At 61.2% G+C, this 25,325-nt stretch carries 17 protein-coding genes and 2 pseudogenes; 11 read left to right on the top strand and 8 right to left on the bottom strand.

Features of this window, described 5'->3' with window-relative positions; all coding sequences use genetic code 11:
• Positions 1-414: 414 nt before the first annotated feature.
• Positions 415-732 (bottom strand): hypothetical protein, encoded by a 318-nt coding sequence (locus ACWPN8_RS22725; RefSeq protein ID WP_492242382.1) that lies wholly within the window; start codon positions 730-732, stop codon positions 415-417.
• A gap of 234 nt (positions 733-966) precedes the next feature.
• Here ACWPN8_RS22725 and ACWPN8_RS22720 point away from each other — a divergent pair, with 234 nt between their 5' ends.
• Both ACWPN8_RS22720 and ACWPN8_RS22715 read left to right on the top strand, forming a co-directional pair.
• Positions 967-2,208: a DUF4145 domain-containing protein gene (locus ACWPN8_RS22720; protein ID WP_492242381.1), complete on the top strand. Its 1,242-nt coding sequence runs from the start codon at positions 967-969 to the stop codon at positions 2,206-2,208.
• A 190-nt stretch (positions 2,209-2,398) separates the two neighbouring features.
• Positions 2,399-3,445: a site-specific integrase gene (locus ACWPN8_RS22715; protein ID WP_492242380.1), complete on the top strand. Its 1,047-nt coding sequence runs from the start codon at positions 2,399-2,401 to the stop codon at positions 3,443-3,445.
• Between the two features lie 95 nt (positions 3,446-3,540).
• Here the strand turns inward: ACWPN8_RS22715 and ACWPN8_RS22710 are convergent, their stop codons facing one another.
• Positions 3,541-4,692: an RES family NAD+ phosphorylase gene (locus ACWPN8_RS22710; protein ID WP_492242379.1), complete on the bottom strand. Its 1,152-nt coding sequence runs from the start codon at positions 4,690-4,692 to the stop codon at positions 3,541-3,543.
• A gap of 113 nt (positions 4,693-4,805) precedes the next feature.
• Here ACWPN8_RS22710 and ACWPN8_RS22705 point away from each other — a divergent pair, with 113 nt between their 5' ends.
• The 3 genes from ACWPN8_RS22705 (at position 4,806) to ACWPN8_RS22695 (ending at position 7,143) form a co-directional block, all read left to right on the top strand.
• Positions 4,806-5,012: a hypothetical protein gene (locus ACWPN8_RS22705; protein ID WP_492242378.1), complete on the top strand. Its 207-nt coding sequence runs from the start codon at positions 4,806-4,808 to the stop codon at positions 5,010-5,012.
• Between the two features lie 1,043 nt (positions 5,013-6,055).
• Positions 6,056-6,481, top strand: coding sequence for a hypothetical protein (locus ACWPN8_RS22700; protein WP_492242377.1), 426 nt, complete (start codon positions 6,056-6,058; stop codon positions 6,479-6,481).
• 47 nt (positions 6,482-6,528) lie between these two features.
• Positions 6,529-7,143, top strand: a complete 615-nt coding sequence (locus ACWPN8_RS22695; RefSeq protein ID WP_492242376.1) for a hypothetical protein — start codon at positions 6,529-6,531, stop codon at positions 7,141-7,143.
• Between the two features lie 461 nt (positions 7,144-7,604).
• On the opposite strand, the gene ACWPN8_RS22690 is transcribed toward ACWPN8_RS22695, so the two are convergent.
• Together ACWPN8_RS22690 and ACWPN8_RS22685 are read right to left on the bottom strand one after the other, a co-directional pair.
• Entirely contained in the window at positions 7,605-7,730 is a 126-nt protein-coding gene (locus ACWPN8_RS22690; RefSeq protein ID WP_492242375.1) for a hypothetical protein, read from the bottom strand.
• Positions 7,731-7,940: 210 nt separating this feature from the next.
• On the bottom strand, positions 7,941-9,017 hold the full coding sequence (locus ACWPN8_RS22685) for an IS5 family transposase (RefSeq protein WP_492242374.1): 1,077 nt from the start codon (positions 9,015-9,017) through the stop codon (positions 7,941-7,943).
• Between the two features lie 326 nt (positions 9,018-9,343).
• Here ACWPN8_RS22685 and ACWPN8_RS22680 point away from each other — a divergent pair, with 326 nt between their 5' ends.
• The 6 genes and pseudogenes from ACWPN8_RS22680 (at position 9,344) to ACWPN8_RS22655 (ending at position 18,548) form a co-directional block, all read left to right on the top strand.
• Positions 9,344-10,867: a DGQHR domain-containing protein gene (locus ACWPN8_RS22680; protein ID WP_492242373.1), complete on the top strand. Its 1,524-nt coding sequence runs from the start codon at positions 9,344-9,346 to the stop codon at positions 10,865-10,867.
• Positions 10,868-10,886: 19 nt separating this feature from the next.
• Complete coding sequence (locus ACWPN8_RS22675) at positions 10,887-12,134, top strand: hypothetical protein (protein WP_492242372.1); 1,248 nt, start codon at positions 10,887-10,889, stop codon at positions 12,132-12,134.
• 275 nt (positions 12,135-12,409) lie between these two features.
• Positions 12,410-13,379, top strand: a pseudogene (locus ACWPN8_RS22670) (IS110 family RNA-guided transposase).
• Between the two features lie 501 nt (positions 13,380-13,880).
• Positions 13,881-15,455, top strand: a complete 1,575-nt coding sequence (locus ACWPN8_RS22665; RefSeq protein WP_492242371.1) for a Shedu immune nuclease family protein — start codon at positions 13,881-13,883, stop codon at positions 15,453-15,455.
• Positions 15,456-15,729: 274 nt separating this feature from the next.
• Positions 15,730-17,112, top strand: a complete 1,383-nt coding sequence (locus tag ACWPN8_RS22660; protein WP_492242370.1) for an IS1182 family transposase — start codon at positions 15,730-15,732, stop codon at positions 17,110-17,112.
• 467 nt (positions 17,113-17,579) lie between these two features.
• Complete coding sequence (locus ACWPN8_RS22655) at positions 17,580-18,548, top strand: IS5 family transposase (RefSeq protein WP_492242369.1); 969 nt, start codon at positions 17,580-17,582, stop codon at positions 18,546-18,548.
• Between the two features lie 61 nt (positions 18,549-18,609).
• On the opposite strand, the pseudogene ACWPN8_RS22650 reads toward ACWPN8_RS22655, so the two are convergent.
• The 4 genes and pseudogenes from ACWPN8_RS22650 to ACWPN8_RS22635 form a co-directional block, all read right to left on the bottom strand.
• Positions 18,610-19,044: pseudogene (locus tag ACWPN8_RS22650) on the bottom strand (transposase); the annotation flags it as partial.
• Positions 19,045-19,250: 206 nt separating this feature from the next.
• Complete coding sequence (locus ACWPN8_RS22645; protein ID WP_492242368.1) at positions 19,251-21,842, bottom strand: AAA family ATPase; 2,592 nt, start codon at positions 21,840-21,842, stop codon at positions 19,251-19,253.
• Positions 21,843-21,861: 19 nt separating this feature from the next.
• Positions 21,862-24,060 carry an SIR2 family protein gene (locus tag ACWPN8_RS22640; RefSeq protein ID WP_492242367.1) on the bottom strand — a complete coding sequence of 733 codons (2,199 nt, stop codon included), beginning with the start codon at positions 24,058-24,060 and terminating at the stop codon, positions 21,862-21,864.
• A gap of 2 nt (positions 24,061-24,062) precedes the next feature.
• Positions 24,063-25,244: a hypothetical protein gene (locus tag ACWPN8_RS22635; protein ID WP_492242366.1), complete on the bottom strand. Its 1,182-nt coding sequence runs from the start codon at positions 25,242-25,244 to the stop codon at positions 24,063-24,065.
• Between the last annotated feature and the right edge of the window lie 81 nt (positions 25,245-25,325).

Genomic DNA, 25,325 nt, shown 5'->3' with positions numbered 1-25,325 from the left:
GTGGATGATCGGCAGGAACTTGTTTGCACCGTCTTCGTCAAACCCATGAGGGCGCGTGCGGCTGGCGACGGCAACCGGAGGGAATCATGCCACCAGCCAAGCAGATTTTCAACCGCGCATCGTTTGGGATGATGTTCAAGCATCTCAGCAGCGAAGGCCCGAACTGTAAAACAGCACGCGGTCGGGGCCCAGAGTTTCCATCTTTACCAACATGTTCCCATACCAATCGGCGTCAGAACCCTACGCCGATTCACAGGCTGTCGCGAAAGGGAGAGGTTACGCGCCCGGATTCTTGCACTTCAAACCTTTCCTAGACCTCAGACAGTTGACTTCGTTGAATCTTGTGGGGCTCGCAACTGCATTCTTGTTATGCGACCAAAGCTGTTTGATGCTGAAAATTTTCAATGAAAAGTCTCAGGTGAAAGCGACAGGGGTGGTCATCCAAGACACCAGCGCCGCGGCGTGGGCCAACGCCCGGAGGTCGCTGCCGCGCTCGGCCAGAGCCAGATCGCGGTTCACCGTCAGCGGCAGGCCTTCGAGGAAGGCGGCGAGGCGGTGTGGATTGGTGGCGTGGCCGTCGGTGACGGCCTGACGGCAGGCGGCGCCCAACACACTCCACTGCGTCCAGGCCGCGCGCAGCGGATGGGCGGCGAGGGCGGCGTCCAGGCGGCCCAGCGCCAACGCGGTGCGCTCCAGGGCGCGGGCGGCAGGGTCGGGGACCGGCATCAGCATGGGGGGATCGTCCGCGCGGAGAAGGGGAGGGGACCGAATTAAAGCAAACCGGCCTGTTTCTTCCAAGGTCCCTATTTCTGCCGGGCGGAGGCGTAGCTTCCGATAAGGCCACATTATCGGAAGCTATGTCTTGCCGCCCTCCATTCAGGTCGTTACAGTAGCGAGCCGCTCGCCCCCGGTTTGACACCAGTGGCAACCGGCGCCTCGTTTCGGCCCTTCCAGAGTATCCTCCGCATGCAGATCGACTGCCCGGTGTGCCGGTCCAGCGCCACTCTTGAGCCCAAAACCGGTGACTTCAGCCGGATCACGTGCCCGCGCTGCGGCGCCTTCCAAATCAGCGGTTCTGCCGAAGCGATGCTGCCCAGTCGTTTGGATCGAGATGACGTGGCTTGGGCGCGTCTGAGTCACGCTCTCCGGATCGGTGCCGCGGCGGGCACGCCGCAGATGGTGACGAGCGGAAACCTTGATGAACTGGTGACGCGCCGCCTTCCGGGTATGGCGGAAACGCTGCCGCGCCTCCTGAGGATCATTGGTGGCCGCTTGGCGGATCATCATCATGGCACGGTGGTACTCGACCCGGCCGCCGTCGCGTCGTTGGTCGGCGTGGTTAATGAACGGGACGTTGCCGAACTGGTCGCGGACGGGATCAGGAAGGAGTTGATCAAACCTGGCGCGCGGGATCTTGAGGTGGGCCTGACCGGTCAGGGCTGGGCGGCGATCGACGGAGGCAATCACGGTACGCAGGGAGGAGGTGCGTACCGGCCGCCAGCAAGCGATACCCGGGAACGTCAACATCCTCCTGCTCCGAAACAGCGCGCGATGGTCCTTGCTGATTGCAACAACTGCGGGCCGGGACGACGGGCTGATGTTCTCTCCCGGACCGAACACGAGCGTCCGTTGGGTGAGGATTCTTGGATCAAGGAAGTCTTCACCGTTCTGGAGTGCCGTGGTTGTGGGATCCCTTTCGTGAAGCGGGAGATCACCTGCTCAGAGTGGGAAGACGTGCAGCATGACCCCTTCACCGGTGAAGAGAGTCTCTACATTCCGGTGGAAATCGCCTACTGGCCGGCACGCTCTGCACGCCAAAAGCCGACGTGGGTCGCGACTCTTGAGGACGAAGCATTGAGGCAAGCCGTCGAAGAGGTCTACGAGGCCCTCGATCATGACCTCCTGATGCTTGCGGCCATCGGGGTGCGGACGGCCTTTGATCGTGCTTCTGTAATCCTGTTGGAGCGGGATGCGGGCAGCTTCAGAAGGAAGTTGGAAGAAACCGAGAAAGCCGGCCACCTCACTGCTCAGCAAAGGCAGGCCCTGGAAATCGTGACGGACGCCGGCAACGCGGCGGCACATCGTGCCTTCCGACCGACGGCTGAGAGCGTCAACACTTGCGTGATAGTCATCGAGCGCTTTCTTGAACAAGCCTTCGTCCTCGCTGCAGCGGCCACAAAGGTTAAGCGTGAAACGCCGCAGCGTTAGACGGATAGATTATGCAATATGGGAAAGGATTGATGAGCTTGCTGCTCTCAGGTAGCGTTCCTGATGTTGCTGGTCTCAAAGTACCCCGAATGTCGTCTTTCGACTATATTTCTTGGCCAGACCGCCAGAATGCGACCTGCATTCGCACACTGCTGAAGGAAGGCCCTCGGTCAATTGCACAGACCCCAGCATGGCCGGTATCGGCATGACCAGGAGACCAAAAGCCTCGCCGACTATTAGAACGGCCGACGCTGTCACGGTGACGATGGGCACCGCCCTTGAGCGTCTGACCGCGACGGCGGAAAAGGCGAAGCAGTTCGCCGATCAATCGCGCTCGACCAGCACCAAGCGCGCCTACAAGGCCGACTGGAGCGACTTCAGCCGCTATTGCGACGCACATGAGGTGGCCTCCCTGCCGGCAACGCCAGAAACCGTCGGGCTATACATCACGCATTTGGCGGAGACCGGCTTCAAGGCGTCCACCATCCAGCGCCGGCTCTCTGCGCTCCGTGAAGCCCACCGCATCCAAGGCCTCCCGCTCGACACCAACCATCCGGCCGTGCGCGATGTTTGGCGGGGCATCCGCCGCGCCATTGGCGCGCTTCGCAAAGCGAAAACGCCAGCAGTGGCCGATGACCTCCTGGCCATGGTCGGTGCGCTCAGCGACGATCTGAAGGGCAAGCGCGACAAGGCCCTGCTGCTGTTCGGCTTTGCCTCGGCGCTCCGCCGCTCGGAGTTGGTCGGCCTTGATCACGGGCCGGGTGAAACGGCGGATGGCACGGGCTGGATCGAGGTGCACACCGAGGGCATTAAAATCCGCCTGACCTCGTCCAAGACCGACCAGGAGGGGCATGGACGCTCCATCGGTGTCCCTTATGGCGAGCGCCCGGAAACCTGCCCGGTGCTGGCCCTGCGCCACTGGATGATGGCTGCCGGGATCGTCCATGGACCGGTGTTCCGCTCCGTGAACCGCGGGGGCTATGTCCAACCGGACCGGCTGTCCGACCGCGCCGTCTCCTTGATTGTCAAACAGGCTGCCAAGAATGCTGGCCTTGATCCGGCTGAGTACGCCGGCCACAGCCTTCGCAGCGGCCATGCCACCACCGTCGCCATGAATGACGGCGACGAGCGCACGATCCAGGCTCAGCTCGGGCACCACAACCCGGAAATGACGCGACGGTACATCCGGGAAGCGAACGTGTTCCGGCGCAGTTCGGCCGGCAAGCTCGGGCTCTAACTCCCGGTGGCTGAGGAGGCCCGCCCTTGAGGCCTGAACGGAGCCTCCCTCTTCGCCGCGCAGGAGCAGGCGCCGCCCGCCCTCCTGCATCTGGACTAAACCAGCTTCCACTTGCGTTTGGCGATTCTGCTGCGGTGGACCGAGTAGTTCTCAGTCGTGAAGGTGACGCCTTTGATATGATGCGCGGTGATCTCGTCGGCCACGACGCGTAGCGTGTTCTCGCGGGTGTCCTCGCTCGGATCATACCGCACGGGTTTGAACATGCTGAACAGGCTGTTTTTGGGCTTCCGCTCTTCGACCTTCTCAGGCGGTGGCGGAACCTCTTCCCACAGCCGGTAGTCGTATTCCTCGCCGTCCTCGGTAGACAGGCACTGCATCGCCGACAGCTCTGCGCCCTCCGGAAGCACCATCATCTCCACGCGGGAGGCGTGATGGAAAAGTGCAACGTTGCGATGCTCTCCAGGGCACTGGACGGACGGAAACAGGATGCCGTCGAGCCCCGGCGCGGGCCGCCGCGCCAGATAGTCCGCGATCATCTGGGTGACGAGGTATTCGGTCGGTTCGTCGTCGGGCGTCACGGGCATTGTGATCCGCTCGCTGAGCCCCTCCACGAACTTGGCGAGCACCAGCCGGTCAAGGTAGTTCTGGTCGAAAATGCTGCCGGTGACATCCACGGACTGTAGCGCTTTCACATCGAGCAGGCGGACCGGGCGGATCAATTGGAACTCGCCGATGAGTGCTCGGCTGCCGACGGGCGGTCGCACCTCCGCGAGGGCGACGGCCTTTTCGGACGCGCCGTAGAACATGGAGATGCCGTTTGCATTCATGCGGCCCGCGCGCGCGAGCTTTCCTGGCGGCGGCCCGATGTGGATATCCGGCCGCTTCATCGCCTCTTCGAGGTCTTCAGGCCTGTGGAACACGCGTGCACGGAAGAACGATCGGTGCTCGGTGTTGGGTCCCGCTGTGATGACCACCGGACGACCCTCACGCGTGACGCTGCTGTCCATGTCGGAGAACAGGCGGAATAGGAACGTTTCCGCGCTTTGGTTGAAGAAACGGGACTTCGACTTTAGGGAGTGTTCGATGCTTTGCCATTCGAAGGCGAACTCCTGGTCATCGACGCCCTTCTCCTCATACCGGCTTTCCTTGGAGAACTCCCACTTCTCGCCCATCTGAGCCATCTCGATATCGCAATTGCGGAGGTCGAGGAAGTCGAGGACATCGCGTGCGATGTCCTCCTCGATCATCGCAGCGCCCTGGATGACGTACAGGACGGGTTCGCCGGGGGGGCCCACTCGTAGTCGCTTTCCTTGTCCCACTGGAGCATCCGCTCGTAGTCGTCACGCTGGTTGGACGTGCGTTGGTAGTGCCGTTCGAAAGCGCCTTCGATGTGATCGGCCAAATCCTCGATCGTTATGCAGGGTTCTTCTTCGTCGTTGCAGTAGTCGCAGGTGGCAACCTCTCCTTCCTTTACGACGCGTTCGCGCAGGAAGGGCTCGCCGATGCAGCCGCAACAGATTTTTCGATTGGAATTGTCTGGCAAGAGAACCGTTCCAGCTTTGCCTGAAGATTGAGCGGACAGGTCTGCGCCCCGTCACTTTCTAAACGGCAGACTACCCTCTCCGATAGGGCGCCGGAAAGCGTCAAACCTAGGGTTTTTGGTTGCCTGCGGCACCCGTAAGAGCGATAGGCCGCGAGGGCGCAACGGGCTTTCCCACCGGCGATCCGCACGCCTGCGCCGACTATGAGGACGTCGGCGGGCAAACCGCCGAACCACGACAGCTGCAGGGCAACGGTGACCACGTTAGCGAAGGCTGCCGTCTCCAGCATTGTTGGCCGCGGGCGCAGGACCCGGCTAACCGGTGGTGGCGACGGCCGGGCGCCTCGGACCATTGGCGCCCGCTCTGCGGTCCACCAGTTCGGCGCAGACGACAGAGAGGGCGACGCCGGCAAGTGACCCGGGCGCCACCATGAACTCCGCGGAGTTGAGGACCGGCGCAAGCCACTCCGTCCGATCGACTTGCGCGACCGATCGCTGCTCCCGGTGAGCCGCGACACCCTGGCCGGCACCGAAGAGTTGTTGGCGCTGCGCTAGGCCGACCTCAACGTAGTGGAAATTGCCTTGAATCCGGCCGCGCAACCAGGCGAGGCGACCATTCGGATCCGCCGTTCCGGAATGGACCAGGAGGGGCAGGGCGCCGTGGCCTGGCTATCCGCTGAGGTCGTGGCGGCGCTCACAGCTTGGCGGGCGACGGCGCCGCGGAGGAGTACAGATTCAGGAGGGGAGGGTTGAGCCGACCGCGCTTTGGTCTGAGCACCAAGTTGCCGAGAAGCCGATTAGCATGAATTAAGTATAGCACGAAGACAGGCCTCGTCATACCGCAACCGGTAGGCCAGACGCATTAAGAGCAATCCTTTAAGATGAAGTTCAGGGGAGAGTTACGCCCATCGCCTGAGTAATACGCAAATATATATTTAGGTATTGGCGTCTCCGGATACCACTGATGGAGGAGGTTTTCCTCAATGCTTGCTGATAACGCTAGTCGGTCCTACCTCTCAGGTCTGGGCAAGTCTGGGCGTGAGCGCAACGGGATTTAGGGAGGGTGATGCATGATCGAAGTACCCCCTGGCGTCGAAGGAACTGGCGGTGGATTCTTTGCCAGATTGAGCACAACGCTGACCAGATGGAGAGACCCGCTCCAGGCAACTGGCGCGATCATTGGTATCGGAATTGCGCTCTTACCGATTGCGAACGCTTTATGGGTCCGGATCAAGCGTGTCTTCCTCGCCGCGTTCAGCCGGCCTGGTGTTGCGATTGAAGTGGACCAAGAGCCTGTCAAGAGCTTGTCGGTCGAAGACCCTCAAGTGAACCCTAGCAAAGACGAAGATGGTGGCAAGAAGCCAACCAAGAGATTGCCGGCTGAGGCACTTGCGACAATTCTTAGTCTCTACGAAAACGGTCGTGAGATGATGGGCGACGATTTCACCATGGAAGCACAGCAGAGGGGGAGAGTGGAAGAGAAGGTGTTCCCATAAGTTGATTGCTCGCCTTTGGCTACCGTTTACCTAAATCGGAGGAAACTATGATTGTCGATTCTCGTGATCCTGACGTGAACACTCAGGTGGTGCTGAGCCGGCCAGCAGCCGCAAGGTCAGTAAGTCTATCGATCCTCCGGGCGTTTCCTGCGGAATGCCAAAACCCTACAATCGAAGCTACGGTCAGTCGGGGGTTCGCCAAACAAGTTTTGTGTTCAACGACAATCTTCATGCATGGCGGGAATGGTGATCTCATTGGCAAAATCACCATTGGGGTTGATTACAAGCTTATGGAGCAGCAGGTTAATCAAGGCGTGATAATCAAAATAGATCCCGCTTTGCCGCTAACCTCCCAGCTTTCAGGTCGTCTGGATGACCTGATCTCCCATATCAGAATTGTCTCCAAAAATCTTGATCTTCAGTCGATCTCTGCGGTATTCTACTACCGTCCTGAGGTGGCCGCCAATCCGACGCTTTTGGAGAAGGCTCGACAAGCATGTGGCACTGCCCCGTTGTCCAAAAAGGACAGCGACACCCTAACGCAAAAGGTTCAACAGCTTCAGGCAAAGCTGAACGAACTCGAAGATGCGGAATACCTGAAGGTGCATTTGGTGCCGCATGCGCTTCCTGAAATGTGCATAGATTTTATTCATAGACTTTAGGCTGCGGAGTTGCTCCTGCGTCCGCAGGAGCAATTCACCCATGGCAGCGAAGTGTTGTAGTGTCTGAGTCGACCAGGGGCCGCTGTTCCGGTCGATCTACCTCTCCGGTCGGGTGCGCGATGCCTCTTTGCCAACCAGTGTGGTGTCGGTAAGCCTCAAGCGATTCGCCGCTGCGGCGGGGATGGAGCCGGAGGCCGTGGCGGATGTGCGGCCATTCGACCCATGTCGGCGCCGCCCAGGACCTACAACAAGCGGGGACCATCCTGCTCAATCTGCAGACTAAGAGACTGCTTTCAGAGTGAACCGTGGCGGTTTGCGGCGGAGAAGACCGCACCCTACAGTCGGCAGGAGGAGGATAATCCGCTTCATCCCGGTCCTATAGGCAGTCGAACCACTCACTGGCCTGGATCGATTGGTCCCCGCCTGTTGCATGGGCAGTGCGAGCGCATCTGCCCCCCTGCTCACGTCGCCTTGTTGGGCCAGGGCCAGGGTATCGCCCCGGACACACTCTCGACCGTCTGAGCGGTGTGACCGATCTCGATCGCCTGCAGCCGCAGGCCGACCGCCTCGGGCAGCTGTCCAACCAACTGTTCCGCTCGCTCCGGAGTCTTCGCGCGGGTGTGCCAGACCTGCACCGGTATGACACTAGCAGGTCGCGGAAAAACGAACATATTTCGGCTTTTTGCCTCTGCTGAGGCTTGGAAATGGCGTTTCCACCGCCCGTTTTTGTCAGAATGGAGCGCCTTTTCGCGCTCCGAGACGCTCGGAGCCGCCGTTCAGGCGGACTCCGGGCGTCATTATGCCGCCGCCAGCAGCTTGGGCCGGCGGATCAGGTTGTAGGCGGTAGCGGTCAGGGTGAACATCCAGCCGACGCGGGCCGTGCCGAGATGACGCGTTTTGCGCAAGCCAGCTCCCTTGATCCAGCCGAACAGCTCCTCAATCCGTTTGCGGATTCTCAGGCTGACGGCGTAGCCGGGGTGACGGGTGGTCCGGCCGTCGACCGCCGAGCGGCGGTTGCTCGTGTTCTGCGCGACGTGCGCAGCGGCGCCCAGGCTGCGCATGTTCGCCACGAAATCCTTGGTGTCATAAGCCTTGTCGGCGCCCACCGTGATGCGGTGGCGGTCGGGGATCGCCTCGACCATGGACACCGCCGCTTCGCGTTCAGCCAGACCGGTGGCCGCGGTGAGCCGGACATTCACCACCAGGGCGTGACGGTTCTCCATCAATGCATGGCCCATGAAGGCCAGCTTCGCCGGCTGCCCGTTGCCCTTGCGGTACAACCGCGCCTCAGGATCGCTGGTCGAGGCATGGGTCTCGTTGGACCGCTTCTCACCATGGAAGTCGCGGTCGCCGTTGCGTCCCGGCCCCGGCGGCTCGCCACTGCCATCTTTGGGCCGGAAGCTCTTCACCGACGCCCAGGCTTCGATCAGCGTTCCATCCACCGAGAAGTGCTCGTCCGACAGCAGCGCCTTGACCCGGGGTTGACCCAGAACGGCGGCCAGGAACTTGGCCGCCACATCGCCGGCCAGCAGGCGCTCACGGTTCTTGGTGAACACCGTCACGTCCCACACCGGGGCGTCCATCGACAAGCCGACGAACCAGCGGAACAGCAGGTTGTAGTCAAGCTGTTCCATCAACTGGCGTTCCGAGCGCACCGAGTAGAAGGCCTGGAGTAGCAGCGCCCGCAGCAGCTTCTCCGGCGGGATCGATGGTCGGCCGATCGTCGAGTACAGTCCCTCGAACGCCGGCGACATCACCTCCAGCGCTTCATCAACGATGGCACGGATCGGTCGTAGAGGATGGCTCGCCGGAACACGGGCCTCACAGCTCACATAGCTGAACAGCCCCTCGCTGTGTTCGTCCAATCCCCGCATCGTCACCTCACCGGCCGCAGTCTCTTCAAACGGAGAGAATCACGACCGGCAAGCCGGGCATAGCCTTTTTCCGCGGCCTGCTAGAGCCTACGGAAGGCGGCAGAACGGCGACGGAGGGAAGCAATGACCGACATTAACGACACACTCGACGTCAATGCTCCGTATTCCAGAGCATCTTCAGCCTGCCATTGAGAGCTTTTGGAGCCATCAGGTGGCGCTTCTTCAAACTGCTGCCACATTATCATAGAATAGGATCTGGGATAGCTTTTGCGTTAGAAATGGTATCTATGTATACAATTTCGCTATAACGGTTGTTGGGGGGCGTGATGGCTCATAAAATTCATGCGATCCGATTTAAGCAGTGGCTTTCAGAATGGGACGAATTCGCATTTGATTTGGAGCATCATCGGCGTAAGCCCGATGAGCATATCCTGCTTTTCTCCATGCCCGCAGTCCAACTGCGTGCCCTGAGCGGTGTGTACCGGCGAGTTCGAAGTAACAAAGGCGGTGAAGGGCTTCAACGCCTCCATGACCCTAAGCGATCGGCGGCAATTCGTGACTTTGTTCGATTTGGACACCCTTATAGCAGCTTGCCCATGGCTGCCCGTGATAAAACCTCAGCTGCGATGCGGAAACCTGGTTGGTTGCCAACGGCTATTGTTGTCAATATCCTCACGGCAGATGACGAGCGGCGCGGGCGTAAAGTCGCGGCCAGTGATATAGTCGAGATTAATGTTGAGGATGAAAATCGTGCTGAACTAACTCTGCCATATTCTAACCGCCTTGAGCAATGGTCTCCTTCCGACTTGGAACCGTTCGAAGTCATTGATGGCCAGCATCGGTTATGGGCCTTCGATGAGGCGCTCAGGGATGGCAGTTTACCCGGAGATTTCGAGTTACCGGTAGTTGCCTTCACCGGCCTTGATGTAGGCTGGCAGGCGTATTTGTTCTGGTCAATTAATGTCTCTCCAAAACGTATTAACCCTAGCCATGCATTTGATCTCTTTCCGTTGCTGCGTTCAGCAGAATGGTTGGAAACTCTTTCTGATTTGCGGATATACCGCCAGGCGCGAGCGCAAGAGCTAACGGAAATCCTTTATAGTCAGCCAGAGAGCCCGTTTCATAATCGCATTAACATGTTGGGAGAATCTTCAAAAACGGCGCCACTTGGTGCAGGTGTAACTCAAGCTGGCTGGGTACAGGCAATTACTATAAGTTTTCTTTCAACGGGTAGCGGGCGATCAGTTAGCGGCCTTTTTGCTGCTAATATCACACCTGCAAGCGGACCTCTTCGCTGGTCACGTCCTCAGCAGGCGGCATTTCTGATCGCTATATGGAATGCAATTTATGAACACGTTACTTGTTCTACGCATGAATGGGTTGACCAACTTATTCGCCCAAAAGGGCAAGAAACCTTGGATTATGACCCCGCACAAGCATTTATCGGTAACAGGACAATGCTTAATCAGGAGCAGGGTGTGCGCGGTATATTGGCTGTAGCAAATGATATATTCTTTTCACTTGCCCAGCGAAAACCAGGGTTATTTGAATTGGATACTGCTTTAACGCCTGGAACAGCGACCAATTCTGAAGATGTAACAATTGCACTAGATGAGCTAAAGCAATCCGAGATCTTTAAAAAGATTAGCGATTTCGGGATGGCTATTTCTCATTTCGACTGGCGGTCTGCGGATGCGCCAGGAATCACTGAGGAGCAGCGCATGCTTAAGCGTGCATTTCGCGGCAGTAGCGGTTATGTGGCACTGCGCGAGCAACTCTTTCGTCATCTCACTAACGGTCCCGAGGATATCGCGGAGGTGGCGGGCGAAGTTTTGAAACGGCTATCCTAATATGAATGCCCCATTAGAAGTGACCGACAAATCGATTCTGGCCCTTGCTGATCCAAGCGCCGTTGTCAATGCTTTGAGCCGATTTCGTACGCAAGCCTGCCCACCCTGGCTGCCGGCCGCGCACCCATATCAAGATGGCATGCTTCCGACAGGAAAAGCCGCTTTCGCTGCGGTATCCGATTCTGACATGCTAGAGGTAATCGCTATACGGGGGCCTCTCCACGCTATTGACGGCTGGAGTTACCTTGGAAGGGCTTTTTCTGCCTTGCTAAGTGGGCAAGCTCACGCTGTACGACATCTATCTTATTATGCAGAACTGCGAGCTGCTCTCTCAATACTTGCGAGTTCCAGTATCGGAATATTCAATCGACGAAATGCGGTTATCGACGCATTAGGCAAATCCCATATAATGTCCGATATATCTACCCATGAAATGGCTTGGCTTGCGCTGGCCGAGTGGTCGACGGGGCCATCGAGCATGGAGCGACTAATCAGTCCAGTTCAGTTGGCTGGCGCGTCTCTGCTTAAGTCTTTCCGGGAATTTTTTCCTGCGCAGACTTTAGCTGGTGCGCGTGAGTTAATGTATAACTGGGGCTTCGATCTTCGGCTGGGTGCGGATGACCGCGACCAGCGAAATTGGTCAAGCTATCAACCGACCGCACTTCGTCCTATTTCAACTACTCCGGCTCAGGATGTAGCATTTCTTTCAATGTTTTGGAGGACACTCCGGCCGAATGGCGTGGAGATTGAGCGACATTTGTTGCGCATTCTTCTTGAGACCGAGGCAAGAAACCATGGCCTTGAGGTGTCAGATTATGCGCACAGCTATTCCCGATTAGATGAAATAACTAAGTCCATCGTATCCTTCGATTTTCTGACTCGGGTTAGTGATCCTTATGACCACCAATTCAATTCCTGGCTGGCGAACACTTCATATCCGGCACACCCTTATGCAATGATGTGTCGGGCTGGTCTTCTTCTTAGATTGGCAACGGGAATGGCTGAAGAGAATCTGCGCGCTTCAGGCGTCCATCCTTCGCATCATTTTAATGATTGGTGGCAGGATTTTGGTGCTTGCCATGGTCTATGGGATCCGAATTTCCCACCTTTGGCCACTGCTGACCTTTGGGAGGATATTGATCTTGCCCTTGAGGAAAGTGCTACTGCGCCTAACAGTCATCGATATGCATGGCTCTCAGCACTGCAGGGTAACGCCATGCGGATATGTGAAGCAGAACGTGCTGCCCTATGGAGTCTCTTCCGATAAAATACATGGGAACTAAACTTTAGTGCCTGTTTAAGAATCGGCGGAAAACCCAATACGTGATGGAAACGCAGGAACTCTTCCCCCCGCCGGCATGCTTTCTATTAGCCGCATTCTCTAACAGGCTCTTAAATGTTCAGTGAGCTGATGTGGTGGACGGCCCTTCCACCTTGTAGGATCGGCGGCAAGCTGATGCCGTTGAAGAAACCAACTCAGAAGGGCCGTCCATGGGAGAGGTGGTGACGATCGATCTGGACTAGGCGAAGAATGTTTTCCAGATCCATGGAATTGCCGCGAATGGAAAGATCCTGATCCGTCGGCAACTGCGGCGAGGCGAGGTTCTGAAGTTCTTTCAGAGCGTGTCGCCTTGCCTGGTCGGGATAGAGGCCTGTGGCACGGCGCATTTCTGGGCGCGCAAGATTGCGGCTTTCGGGCATACGGTGAGGCTGATGCCGCCCGCCTACGTCAAACCGTATGTGAAGCGGGGCAAGACCGACACGGCTGATGCCGAAGGCGATTTGCGAAGCGGTCACGCGGCCGACCATGCGCTTTGTGGCCGTCAAGAGCGTGAACCAGCAGGCCGCGCTGATGCTGCACAAGACCCGCGACTTGCTGGTGCGGCAGGGAACGATGCTGACCAACGGGTTGCGCGGGCACCTTGCAGAGTTCGGGATCATTGCGGTCAAGGAGCCCGGCGGCGTGAAGGCAGTGACCGTGGCCCTCCATGAGGCGCAGGATCGCTTTCCGGAGCTGGCGCGCTTGGCGTTGCACGGCATCGTCGAGCAACTCCGGCAGCTTGAGGCCGAGATCGAACGGCTTGAGAAACACATCCTCGCCTGGCATAGGGCCAACGATGCCAGCCGGCGTTTGGCGACCATTCCCGGCATCGGACCGATCACTGCAAGCGCCATCACCGCGGCCGTGCCGGACAGTACGCTGTTTCGCTCCGGCCGGCAGTTCGCCGCATGGCTCGGCCTGACGCCGAAGGCCCAAAGCAGCGGTGGCAAGGAGCGCCAGGTCGGCATCAGCAAGCAGGGCGACGGCTATGTTCGCGGCCTGCTCGTCGTCGGCGCAACCGCAGTGATGCAGTTGGCCCGCAAGGACAACGCCAGCCGCAGTTGCGCGACGAAGCTGCTGGAGCGCAAGCCGGCGAAGCTGGCCGCCGTGGCTCTGGCCAACAAGACCGCGCGCATCGCCTGGGTGGTGATGACGCAGGGAGTGACCTACGCTGCGCCGAGCGTAGCGTAGACAGCATCCATCTCGCGGGCGTCGGATGGCTCGGCGGGGTGGGGGCAAGGGTGGTGAGACGTCATGACGAACCGGCAGGACCGGCGATCAGCCAAACCCATGGGGACCAAGCGCCACCGAGCACGATGAGCTGATTTGGGCGTCGATCCGCGGAATTCATCAAGGCCAGCAGCCAGCGGCTGCAACAACAGACCGGACACATGGATGCATCCTTCTCGGCCCGTCAACGCGGATTTCCCTCTTTCGCCGGAGGTGCCGTCCACACATGGTCGAGCAAGCCGTTCTGATCGAAGGCCGTCTTGGCGTCAGCTCCAGCCAAAAGCTGGTCGGGGATCGCATCCGGGATAACAGGCTCTTTGCATCGGGCCATGGTGGGCCTCCTTCCGTTCTAGGATAACCCCGCCAAGTACGAAATTCCTGACACTCTCACTCAAGTTGTGAGTTTGACTCAACATCGTGATATTGAAGGGTAAAGATCCATCTCCTCGACGGAGACGACCCGTGGCTCTGACTACTTTCGATGTCCGATACGCCGGAACCCTTTACCTAAGCCCGGACGGTGCTTGCAAGCTGACGGTGGCTTTCGAGCCGAGCGCGCTCGCATATCAACACGCAACCGGGCAGTCGCCAGCGCCGGGCACGGATCTACCGCGCCGGGACGTGATCCGGTTCGATGCTGACGCCAGGGAAATTGAAATCACACCGATCATAATTTATCCACCGAAGGATCAATTCCTCCGACCCCGCTTCAATAATATCCGGACGATACTCTTCGAAGGGTATGAAGTCGTTCTGCCGCAAACGCCCGATGAAGTAAAAAACGCACTGGCGGTCCTGCCGGAGGGCTTTTATAAGCGCGCTGAATACGGACTAGGCCTGCCTAAGGTCTACCTCCCGTTCATCAAGCAGATTGAACATCTGACGAATGTTACGCGCCTCGTGGTTTCCAAGGTGCGTGATCCGGCACTGAATGGTGACACCCTAACTCTTGGGCATGACCAAGTTGATGCCGCACTTACCTACCTCAGCCGTATTGCCGATCGCCACCAACGACGGAGCCTTCAGGAACGTAACGCCCACGTCTGGAACCATCTGATCTCGCCACTAGATCCCGACACCTATCCTGAAGAGGTGCCGCCATACACGGAAGATACCATCTTCGAGACTCTGAACGTGGTTCGTAGCTCGAAGCTGAAACTTTCGAGCAAGGATGAGACCGCCCTTGTGTCGGAAGTTCAAAAGCGGGTCAATGATCTCAAGCGCGCGGCGCCAGAGAAGCTGTTCCAACTCCATCGCAATATCGAACTGGTCAATCTCGATACCCTCATCGTGAATTTCAAGAAATTGTTAGATCAGCCGAAGAAGACTGAGAAGCGGTGGCAGAAAATCTTCGATCTGAACCCGTTCATACTGTCGATGATATTTGGATACCCCGTGGTAAAGGTCTTGAGGGAAGCGAGCGTTGGCGCTCCGCATCTTGATGGCAGCGGGGCCAAGATCGCCGATTTTCTGGCGAAGAATCCAGTCACCAGTAACGCGGCACTTGTCGAACTGAAGACGCCGCAAGCAGAGCTGCTCGCGGCCAAGCCCTATCGTGGGGCGACAAATGCCAATCCGGTCTACCAGCCGCACGCCGACCTATCGGGCGCTGTGGCCCAGGTCCTTGATCAGCGCTACCGCCTACAGAAGGATATAGCGACTCACCGGAGCAACAATCGTGGGCTTGAGCTCACAACCTATCACGTGGATTGCGTCGTCGTGGCGGGCCGGACGCCAGAGGACGAGGATTGCAGGCAGTCGTTCGAGATTTACCGCCAGAGTCTAAAGGACGTGCGTATCGTCACCTTTGACGAACTTCTGATTAAGCTAGAATCGCTTCGCGAGTTCCTAGCCACGACCGCGCGGCCGGCCGCAGAAGCGGACGAGGCCGCAAAAGCGCACGAACTTATTAGGCCGGAGGACCGCTCAAAGTATGAGGCCGAGGACGACTTCTACGACCTGGAAGAAGACGAAGAAGACATTGTTCTCGACGACGAACTCGATCCCGACGATGTGCTTGATCCTGACGAAGCTTGATCTTGCAAAGTGTGATGTCGATAAGACGCTGGCCGACGGGGGAACGGGCTGATGCCTACTCCCCGCCGACCGTGCCCTTCAGAGCAGCCCAGCCTTGGACTTCGACTGTTTGCCCACCACGACGGCGATCTCCTCGTCGGTGGCTACAGCAATCCCGATCCCGTTGCATACCGGCTGCTCATGTCCGCTCCTGACCGATAGTGTTGAAAAAGTCGGTGTTGCCGGCCGCTTGAAGCCCTGATTCAATCCTCCTTGGCAGAAGGAGGACGCAGCGGTGATGGGCGAGCGGACGGTGATGCAGGAGGCACTGTTCTACGAGTTCAGCCTCGAGCGGCACGTGCCGTCAGATCACCTGCTTCGCTCGATCGACCGGTTCGTCGATCTGTCCGGCATCCGCGTGCATCTGCGGCCGTTCTACAGTGAGATGGGACGGCCCTCGATCGACCCGGAGCTGATGGTCCGGATGCTCATCATCGGTTACTGCTTCGGCTTCTGCTCGGAGCGCCGGCTGTGCGAAGAGGTGCATCTGAACTTCGCCTACCGCTGGTTCTGCCGGCTTGGCCTGGAGGGGGCCGTTCCCGATCACTCGACCTTTTCCAAGAACCGTCACGGCCGCTTCCGCGAGAGCGACCTCCTGCGGAAGCTGTTCGAAACCACGGTGCGGCGCTGCATGGAGGCTGGGCTTGTTAGCGGTGACGGCTTCGCAGTCGATGCCAGCCTGATCCGGGCGGACGCGAACAAGCAGCGCTCGGCGGCGGGATCGGAGGAGGTCGACTGGGAGGCGCTGGCGGCGACCCGGCGCTCGGTCCGGGAGTATCTCGACACGTTGGACGAGGCGGCCTGGGGCGCCGCCAGCGAGGTGAAGCCCAAGTTCGTCTCGCGCTCGGATCCGGCCGCGCAGTGGACGGGGGCGCACAAGGGGCATGCCTTCTTCGCCTATGCTACCAACTATCTGATCGACCTCGACCACGCCGTCATCGTCGATGTCGAGGCGAGCCGTGCCATCCGCCAGGCGGAGGTCGGCGCCGCCCGCACCATGCTTGACCGCACCCAAGACGGCTTCGGGCTCTATCCCGAGCGGATGGCGGCCGACAGCGCCTACGGTTCGGCCGAAATGCTGGGCTGGCTGGTCCATGAGCGCGGGATCGAGCCGCATATCCCGGTCTTCGACAAATCCGAGCGCCGCGACGGGACCTTCGAACGGGCCGATTTCACCTACGATCACGAGGCCGACGCCTATGTCTGCCCCACCGGCAAGGAGCTTCGGCCGAGGCGGAAGACCTATCGGACGCCGCGCCCGCTTGCCGATGAGGACGGCGTGATCCGCTACCGCGCCAGCACGCTTGACTGCGCGCCCTGTCCGCTCAAGCCGCGCTGCTGCCCGAACACGCCCGCGCGCAAGGTTCCGCGCTCCATCCATGAAGGGGCCCGCGATTTGGCGCGCGCTATCGCCACCACGGACGCCTACGCCACCTCGCGGCGCGAGCGGAAGAAGGTCGAGATGCTGTTCGCCCACCTCAAACGCATCCTGAGGCTGGACCGCCTGCGATTGCGGGGGCCGAACGGGGCGCGCGACGAATTCCACCTCGCAGCCGCCGCTCAGAACCTCCGCAAGCTCGCCAAGCTCATCCCGATGTCGGAACTCAGGCCAGCATGAGGGGCATTTCCCCGCTGACCCTTCGCTGACGCCACAGCGGCTCGCTGCCGACAACCGACTTTTTCAACACTATCGGTCAGAAGCAGATGCTTGAAGCCATCGCGAAAAGGACGGATAGCGAGCGCTGATAGCGTCGATCAGTCTGCTGTATTGGCTTGGCCGGTCGGCCGCGCCCCCGATATCGATCAGCGCACCAGCAGACGTGCGTGCCACCGCGGCACCGGAGAAAACTCACGCATCGTGGCGCTGCGCAGCGTAGACTCTGCCGGCTTACAGCGTGACCCTCCACTCCATCTAAGGAAGTCGGGGGCCGAATACGACCGATGGGAGAAGCGGGGGACCGTCCGCCACCCCAGGGCCGCCAAACAGGAGACCGATCCGATGGGACGTTGGTGCAAAAAGCCGGACTGGTGGTGGTCTGCGGGGCGAGCGGGTATAGAGGCGCCTCCGCTGAAGCCGAGAGCCGGATGCCGTACAAGGCCAACGAGAGCCGTCGTCACAAGATCCCAAAGGCCCGGTACCGGGTGGAGAACTGGGCAGCTTACGATGCGGCGCTTCGCCGTCGTGGCGATCTGACGGTCTGGGTGACACCTGAGGCGATCGCCGCCTGGACGCCGGCGAGGACGGGCCAGCGTGGTCGGCCTGCGCACTACTCCGACATTGCGATCGAAGCCGGGCTGATGCTGCGCTTGGCCTTTGGCCGGCCGTGGCGGCAGACGGAAGGCCTGCTAGGTTCGCTCATGCGCCTGCTCGGCCTGGAATTGCCGGTCCCGGATCACACAACGCTTTCCCGGCGCAGCGCCGATCTGGAGGTCGCGTCCGCGCTGTCCAGGACGGACGGCCCGGTGAGCGTGGTGATCGACTCCACCGGACTGAAGGTGTTCGGGAAGGGCGAGTGGCACCAGGAAGAGTACGGCGGTCAGGCACGCCGATCCTGGCGCAAACTGCACTTGGCTGTCAGCCCAGACATTGGCGAGATCCTTGCCTCCGACCTGACGAGCAACGAGGAGGGCGACGCCTCCCTGGTCGGCCCGTTGCTGGACCAGATCACGCGACCAATCGGCGCGGTCCTTGCTGACGGCGCCTACGATGGCGAACCCGTCTATCGTGCCATTGCCGAGCGTGCACCGGACGCCGAGGTGATCATCCCGCCGCGCGCCACCGCGGTGACCAGCGACACTGCCGACACGGCTCCCACTCAGCGCGACCGCCACATCCAGATGATCAAGGAGCGTGGTCGGCTGGGCTGGCAACGAGCGGTCCACTACGGACGGCGCTCTCTCGTCGAGGTGGCGATGCTCAGGTACAAGGTTCTCATCGGACGCAGCCTGCGCGCCCGGACTCTGCCCGCGCAGAAGGTCGAAGCGGCCATCGGCTGCAAGGTCATGAACAGGATGACCAGTCTTGGCATGCCGGCCTCCCGCAAAATCACCTGATCACCGCCGGCCGCCGGCCGCCGGCAGAATCCGCCCTCACGCCGATTTATGCGCTCAAGTCGTGCCACTCGCCTTTCCCGAACACCTTCAGCCCGGTCGAATCGATCACCACGTTGACCGGCCCATGTGTCGTGGACAGCGCTGACGCGACCTCCAGATTCGCGCTGCGCCGGGAGAAGGTCGTGTGATCCGGAACCGGCAGGTCCAGGCCGAGCAGGCGCATCAGCGAGCCCAGCAAACCCTCGGTCTGCCGCCATGGCCGGCCGAACGCCAAGCGCAGCATCAGCCCGGCTTCGATCGCCACGTCCGAGTAGCGCGCTGGCCGGCCGCGTCGGTCCGAAGCCAGCGGCGTCCAGGTGGCGACCGCCTCCGGCGTCACCCAGATCGTCAGGTCACCGCGCCGGCGCAGCGCCGCATCGTAGACAGGCCAGTTCTCCACACGGTACCGGGCCTTTGGGATCTTGTGGCGGTGGGGCTCATTGACCTTGTACGGCATCAGCGGCTCGACTTCAGCGGGGGGCGCCTCTATACCCGCTCGCCCTCCCGACCACCACCGGCCCGGGCTTTGTGCACCAACGTCGCCTGGTGCGCGACACGGCCGGAAGCGACGACTGAAAGCTGCCGGGCGGACATCGGGACTGCCGTTCCCGCATGGCGCGGCTGCCTGCCCGGCGTTCCCGTGGGCTGCCGAACCCACGCGGCTCAGGTCGGCGGCAGCAACACCGTCCGATCCAGGACATCCGCTACGGGAATGACGGTCTCCGGGAGTCTCTCCAAATCAAGCGACACCTTCGTGTCGAACCAGGAGAGCCTCCGCTGCTCCGCGGAGGTTTCCTGGGTAAGCGTTGCGGCGTGGAAGTCGCCATGGACCAAGGCCAGCACCCGCCATTCCGGCGGAAGAATTCTCAGGATCTGTGCCAGCGCCCGGCTTGCGGTGGCGGCCGATTGCTCGTCCATCGCATGCCACGGATCGTCGAGGACCAGCAGGCGCGCGTCGTTGTCCATGCGGGGGGCCAGCAGGAGAAACAGCGCTAGGGTGAGGACATTGAGTTCCGCCGTGTTCAGGATCGCCTCAACCCCGATGCCCAACCCTTCCGACCGCTCGATCGCGATCGGAAGGCCCGTCCCCTGTTCGTTTACCGTCAGGCGCAGCGGGTCGTAGGCCCACCGCGCCGTGGTCATCAGCGCGACGATTTCGTTGACCGCTTCGGCGAATGGATCGAGTTTCCGCATGAAGGAACTGCTCAGTTCCATTTCCTTCCTGCCGTAGTCCTCCAGGCTTTCGGAAAGTTCGGCCAGGTCGGCCAGGCGTTGCGAGGGTTCGATGCCGGGGGTCCGGCCATCCTCGACGCTCCGCAGCACATGCTGCACCCGGTCGGTGATCTGCAAGGGCAGATTGGCCCAGCCCGGCGAACCGATGTCGACGTCGCCGAAGGCGATCCGACGATAGGGCGGCTCCATGGCCCGGACGATGGCTGTTCCGAACCCTTCCATTGCGGAAGGCGCATCGATGGAACCTGCCAGGATGGGGGTCAGAGTGTCCAGCGCCTCCTGCCCCTTGCGCGTGAGCGTCCGGACACGGCGGTCCCCTCCGGACGGCGCGTTGTCGTCTTGCGGGTAGACGTAGGCGGCACGCTCCACATAACGGAGCAGGTCGGCTTCGATATCGTTCGCGAGCAGCCGGAAATTGATCCGTCCATCGAGTTCGGCCAATCCCTTCAACCCTTCCAGGGCATGGGCCTCGCTATCGTCTTCCGCCGCGGAATGACCGTCCGGCTGGTGTTCGGCCGCTTCCAGCATCGCGTCCGCCGCCGCCGCGAGAGAGGACAGGGACGAGACGACCTCATGGAGGGCGACAAAGCGCTGCAACTTTCCCATTGTGGCGTTGCGGTCCCTTATGGCGGCCCGGCGGTTTCCGTCACGTCGGGAATGCCAATCGGACACGCTCCGAAGCGCCTCCGCTGCGGCGGGAAGGTAACGGCGTGCCACCTCCATGCGCTCATGGAATTCCTTCACCACCTTGTCCAGATGCTTAGCCAGCTCGTCCGGCGGGAGCGGAGCGATCTCGATGCCGAGGGTTTCAAGATCCTCCGGACGAAGGGGATGGAGCAGCAAGGATGCCAAGATCCTGTGCGCGCCCGCGCCATCGGCGTGGATGAGCGAGGATATATGGCGCCGAAGCTTGACGCGATCCGTTCCCGGCAGCTCTCCGCCCGTTCCCTCCGCCGCTCTCTCCGGAAAAAAATGGCCGATGACATGCGTGTTCTTGCCGAGCGCCTCGGCCAGCCTGTCCCGTGCCTGGGCGAAGCGCCGCTCCTGGTCGGCGCCGAGGTCGAATGCCTCGTCGAGGGTTGCGAGCCGGCGCACCGGGTCGACCGCCGACAGACGCTGCATGTCCTGGATGTCCAGACGGAAGGCGAGTGTCGCCGGCCGGGATTGCCCAACCGGCAGAGGTTCACCTGACCAACGCCGCGAGATCGGACCGCGACGCAGGGTGACTCCGACATCGGCATCGGGATCGTCAATCGGCCGCAACGCACGCATCACATCGGCGTAGGATCCGGCCGACAGGCTGCGCAGGCGCACGGAGTCTCCGGTCAGCGCGAGTTCGACCGCCTCTGCTATGGTCGATTTGCCGGTCCCGTTCTGTCCGCGGATAACCGTGACCCGTTCCGAAAGGGTCAGCGTGAGGTCGCGCATGCTGCGCAAGGTGCGGATCTCAAGCGTGACGGGGACATCCACGCCGCCTTGCTCTCCCGCATAGGACTCGTAAAGGCGCCGGGTTGCCGGCAGCAGCCAGCAGAAGGCACGTGCGAGACTGCGCGGCCCGAGAGACTCCACATCGAGGAGATTCAATCCGATGCCGTGCAGAAGGTGGGTCTCCCGGTTGATACGTCCGAGCTGGTGGCGGAGATCGGCGATTTCCCCCTTCGGCCGTCCGAGCACCAGTTCCACGGCCGGTGCCGGCCGCGCATGGCCATACAGCTCGGCGGCCAGAAAACGCAGGTAGCCGGCCTGCTGGATCAGCGCTTCCGCAGCCGTCGCGCGCGATGCGCCCTCCTCCGGCGCGGACGCGATCTGGACGATACCGAGGACGTTGAGCACCGGGTCGATCACCAAGGCATCCAAATCCGCGATGTCCAGATGGCCGAAGCAGCGAAGGACGGTGCCCTTGTTCAACAGCACGACGCTGCGTCTGTGCGGATCGCCGGCGGCGGCAAGCCGCGGCCCGTCCTCGGCCACGGTCAGCCAATGGGCGATGGAGCTGCGGATCGTGTTGCGGTCGGGGATCATGATCGGGCCGTTCCCTTGCTCAAACCAGGCTCAGAGACCTGCGCGCCAATGCGGGGAGAGACGATCCGGCACCGAGTGCGAGGTCGAGAAGGATCCGGTCGGCGGAGCGCGCGCCCCCCCGAGACGCGGTGGCCGACAGGACCATTGTGTGCACGGTGTAGCCGGTGATGGCCCGCGACGGGGCGACGGTCAGCCCGGCGGCGACGAACGCCAGCAGGTTGACCACCGGCGCCGTCGCTCCGGGGGCCATTGTCGGGACTATCGCGGTCGCGGTAAGGGCTGGCTCGTACACGCTGGCTCCTGTCGGCGCGCCGGCGGCCAGCGCATGTATCGCAAGCTCCACCACCGCGAACCAGGCGGTGGTGGCCGGTTGCTCGGTGTAGGCGACGAACGCATCGGGCGGGACCACGCCGCGCGCCCACCGGCGGACCCGCTCCGCCAAGGCGAGAAGCTTGGGGTGGAAGGTCCAGGTCCAGGCGGTGTGCCGGGTTACGGCCACCCCCACGGCGTTCCAGGTGGCGGTTGCAGCCTGCCGGTCGACATCCGCTTTTTCCCTGGCGACGAGACCGTCGAAGGCGGCGAGCAGCCGGTCACGGTCCAACAGCGGCGCGGGCGTTCCTTGAATCATCCGGTAAACGGTGTCCAAGTGGGTTTCCAGCGCCCGTCTTTGCAGACGGCGGACGACGCCGTGATACAGCCAACGGAGCATCACGTCGTAGTCCGCGGTGACCGCGCCGCCCGGCAACCGGAAAGGCAGGTGGATGCGATGCGGATCCTCGACCAGCGCCGCGTGATCCTGTCCCGCCGCCAGCCTTGCCTGCCGCAGCAGCGCGCCGGAGTGGAAGCTCGGACTCTCCCCCGGAGCACTGCTTGCCTCGAAGAAATAGGCGCAGGTCTCCCGCGTGCTGCGGGGTCCCCCGGCGCGTCCCATCTCCTCGTAGACGCTGCGGAACGTGTCATGAATCACCGGATCCCGGGCGGAATATCCCATGAACACCACGTCATGCGTGCGGATCAGCGACCGCAGCAGGTCGCGTGACCAGGCATCGTCGCGCCAATGCTGGATTTCGCGGTAGGTATAGACGATCGCCGCGAGCGCGCGCCGCATCTGCCGCGCCGACTCCCGCTGGCTATCGAGCACCGGAGCGCCCGCCGGCGATCCGCACAACAGCCTCAGATCGGGTTCGGCGCTGGCGCGCACCTTTCCGTAACCACGCACGCATCCATGGATTTTCAGGACACGGGCGCCATCCGGTCCGGCTCCCCAGTCGAAATACTGCCGCCGCTGGGTGATGACGTAAACGGTCGGCCCCTCCTCCAGACAGGCCGGATCGTTGGCCCGGAAGCCGTTCAGCCGGTAAGCGCCTTCGACCAGCGTGTCGAAGTTGGTAGTGAGCAGAACAGGAAGCAGCCCCTCGCGCGCCAGACGGGCCAGGGCATGCTGGCGGGGAAGGAGACGGTCGGCGCCGCCGCCCCTCAGATAGCTGTTGCGAACCATGGTCCGGTCGGTGCCGCCCGGTTCTCCACCCATGATGTCGGAGCCGGCGAAACCAAGCGTATCGAGGAACAGCGCCTTTCCGGCCGTCGTGTAGGGCTGAACGCCCTCATGCTTCATCGCGCAAAGCGCGTGCGCGAAGCCGACGTAAAACGCAAGCGAGAGTCGTTGCGGATTCCCAAGGGTGATCGTGCCGCCGGCAAGCTTGGCATGCAGCGTCGCGGACAATCGGCGCTCTTCGACTGCCACGAGGACGGAGAGGAGTCCCACCGTTGTGTCGGTGACCCCGTCCAAGGCCTTGATCAATTCGCCGAACGCTTCACAGAACCACTCGTTCACCTCGTAATACTGATCGGCCATTCCCGACAGGCTGCTGGCGACCAGAACGTCATCGGCGGCGGCGGCGGCGATGGCGGACGGCTTCATCCAAAGGAAGCCCGCAAAGGACTTCCAGATCTGGTCCATCGCGTCCGTGGCCGCCGTCACCCCCAGCACGGCGCGGGAGACGCACAGAACCTCGCGGAACGCGGTCAGGCGCAACAGAAGCGCGCCCATCAGCATGCGGGCATCAGTGCCTTCGTTGTCGATCGACACTCCCGAGCCGACGAACATCAGCGTCCGCCCGGCGGACACGGTCTCCACCACGCTCGCCAAGGCGTTCAGCGAGGCTTGCTGGATCGTCGGGGAGGCAGGAAGGGGCGGGGGCGACGGGACGGCACCCATGCTTATTGACCTCTGCCCTTCAGCATGGCGCTGCGGTACCCCTCGGTCGCCGCCTGGCGGATGCGGTCGATCATGTCGGGGCGACGGGCCTCCACCCAGGCGGCCCACACCTCGTCCAGCGGCACGCGCTGGAAAAGCGGGGATTTGAGCTGTCCGTTCAAGAGCAATTTGGGCGCATAGGTGGCGCGCAGCGCCCGATCCAGTTCCAGCAGCCCGGCGCTGCTCGGTTCGGTCAGGGATGCCGGGCTCGGCTCCGCCTGCACGCTTGCATAGGCACGCAGAAGCAGGCCGGCCTCCGCGGTCAATTCACCCGGCAGTTCCATCTCGTCGAGATATCGCTTGGCGTCCTTGGGAGCGAAGATCAAGGCGTCGCGCACACTGCCGACAGCCGGCAATCCCCTGTAAATTCGGACGAGGAGGTCGTGCAGTTTCAGCTTTGTAGAACTTATTTCCTCGCCGGGGAGACTCTCATAAAATCTGAGAAATGCAATTGATAGGGATTCATCGCCTTCCTTTTGAATGGCTGCGAGACCATTGAAGAAATCTTGCATTTCCTTCCGATTTCTATGGACATTCATAAAGAAGGCAAAAGGTCCATAGACAACAAGATGACCGTAAAGCCGGCTTGCGGAGGAACCAGAAAGCGACGGCTCGCGGGCAAGGTTGTAGCCCGGCAAGGGATTTTCCTTATTGAACGAGAAATGGTGCTTGCGATAGCTCAACAGGCTTTCCGGATTGCCGGAGTCGGTCTGCCATTCTTTCAATAGAAGGCCGATGACGATGCTGGAGCAGAGGATGCCGAGCGCAATCCGCATTTCATATTCGGCCGCCATGGCCAGCGGTATGTGCCTGCGCCCGATATGGATGCCCAACTGGTCGACAAAAGACGCCAGTGCCGGGGAAGCCTGATCGAGGGAGAGGCCGACCATGTCGGCATGATTGCGCAAATCGCGAATCCGTCTCTGCGCTTTCGGCGGCAGGTCCAAATCCCGCGACAGCAGCAGGACCACCGCATCGTATGGGCGTGCGGCAAGGGCGCGGAGATCGCGATCGCGGTGCGGATCGAGCACGTCGGCGCGGAACTGCCGGCGATCCGTGCGATGCAGGTCGAGGTCATTGGCAATCAGGCGGGCATGACGCCGCGCCGATGGCGCGGAAACAACGGCAATTCGGAGGAGTTCCATGGGGCGCCTTTGCCATTCCCGGTCGCAAGTCCTTCAGCAAGATCAGCTTATGAAAGGTCGCATTCTTTCTGTCAACTCGCC

The organism is Azospirillum sp. UENF 112521, from assembly GCF_058780665.1.
This window is presented reverse-complemented; position numbering and strand designations above follow the sequence as displayed.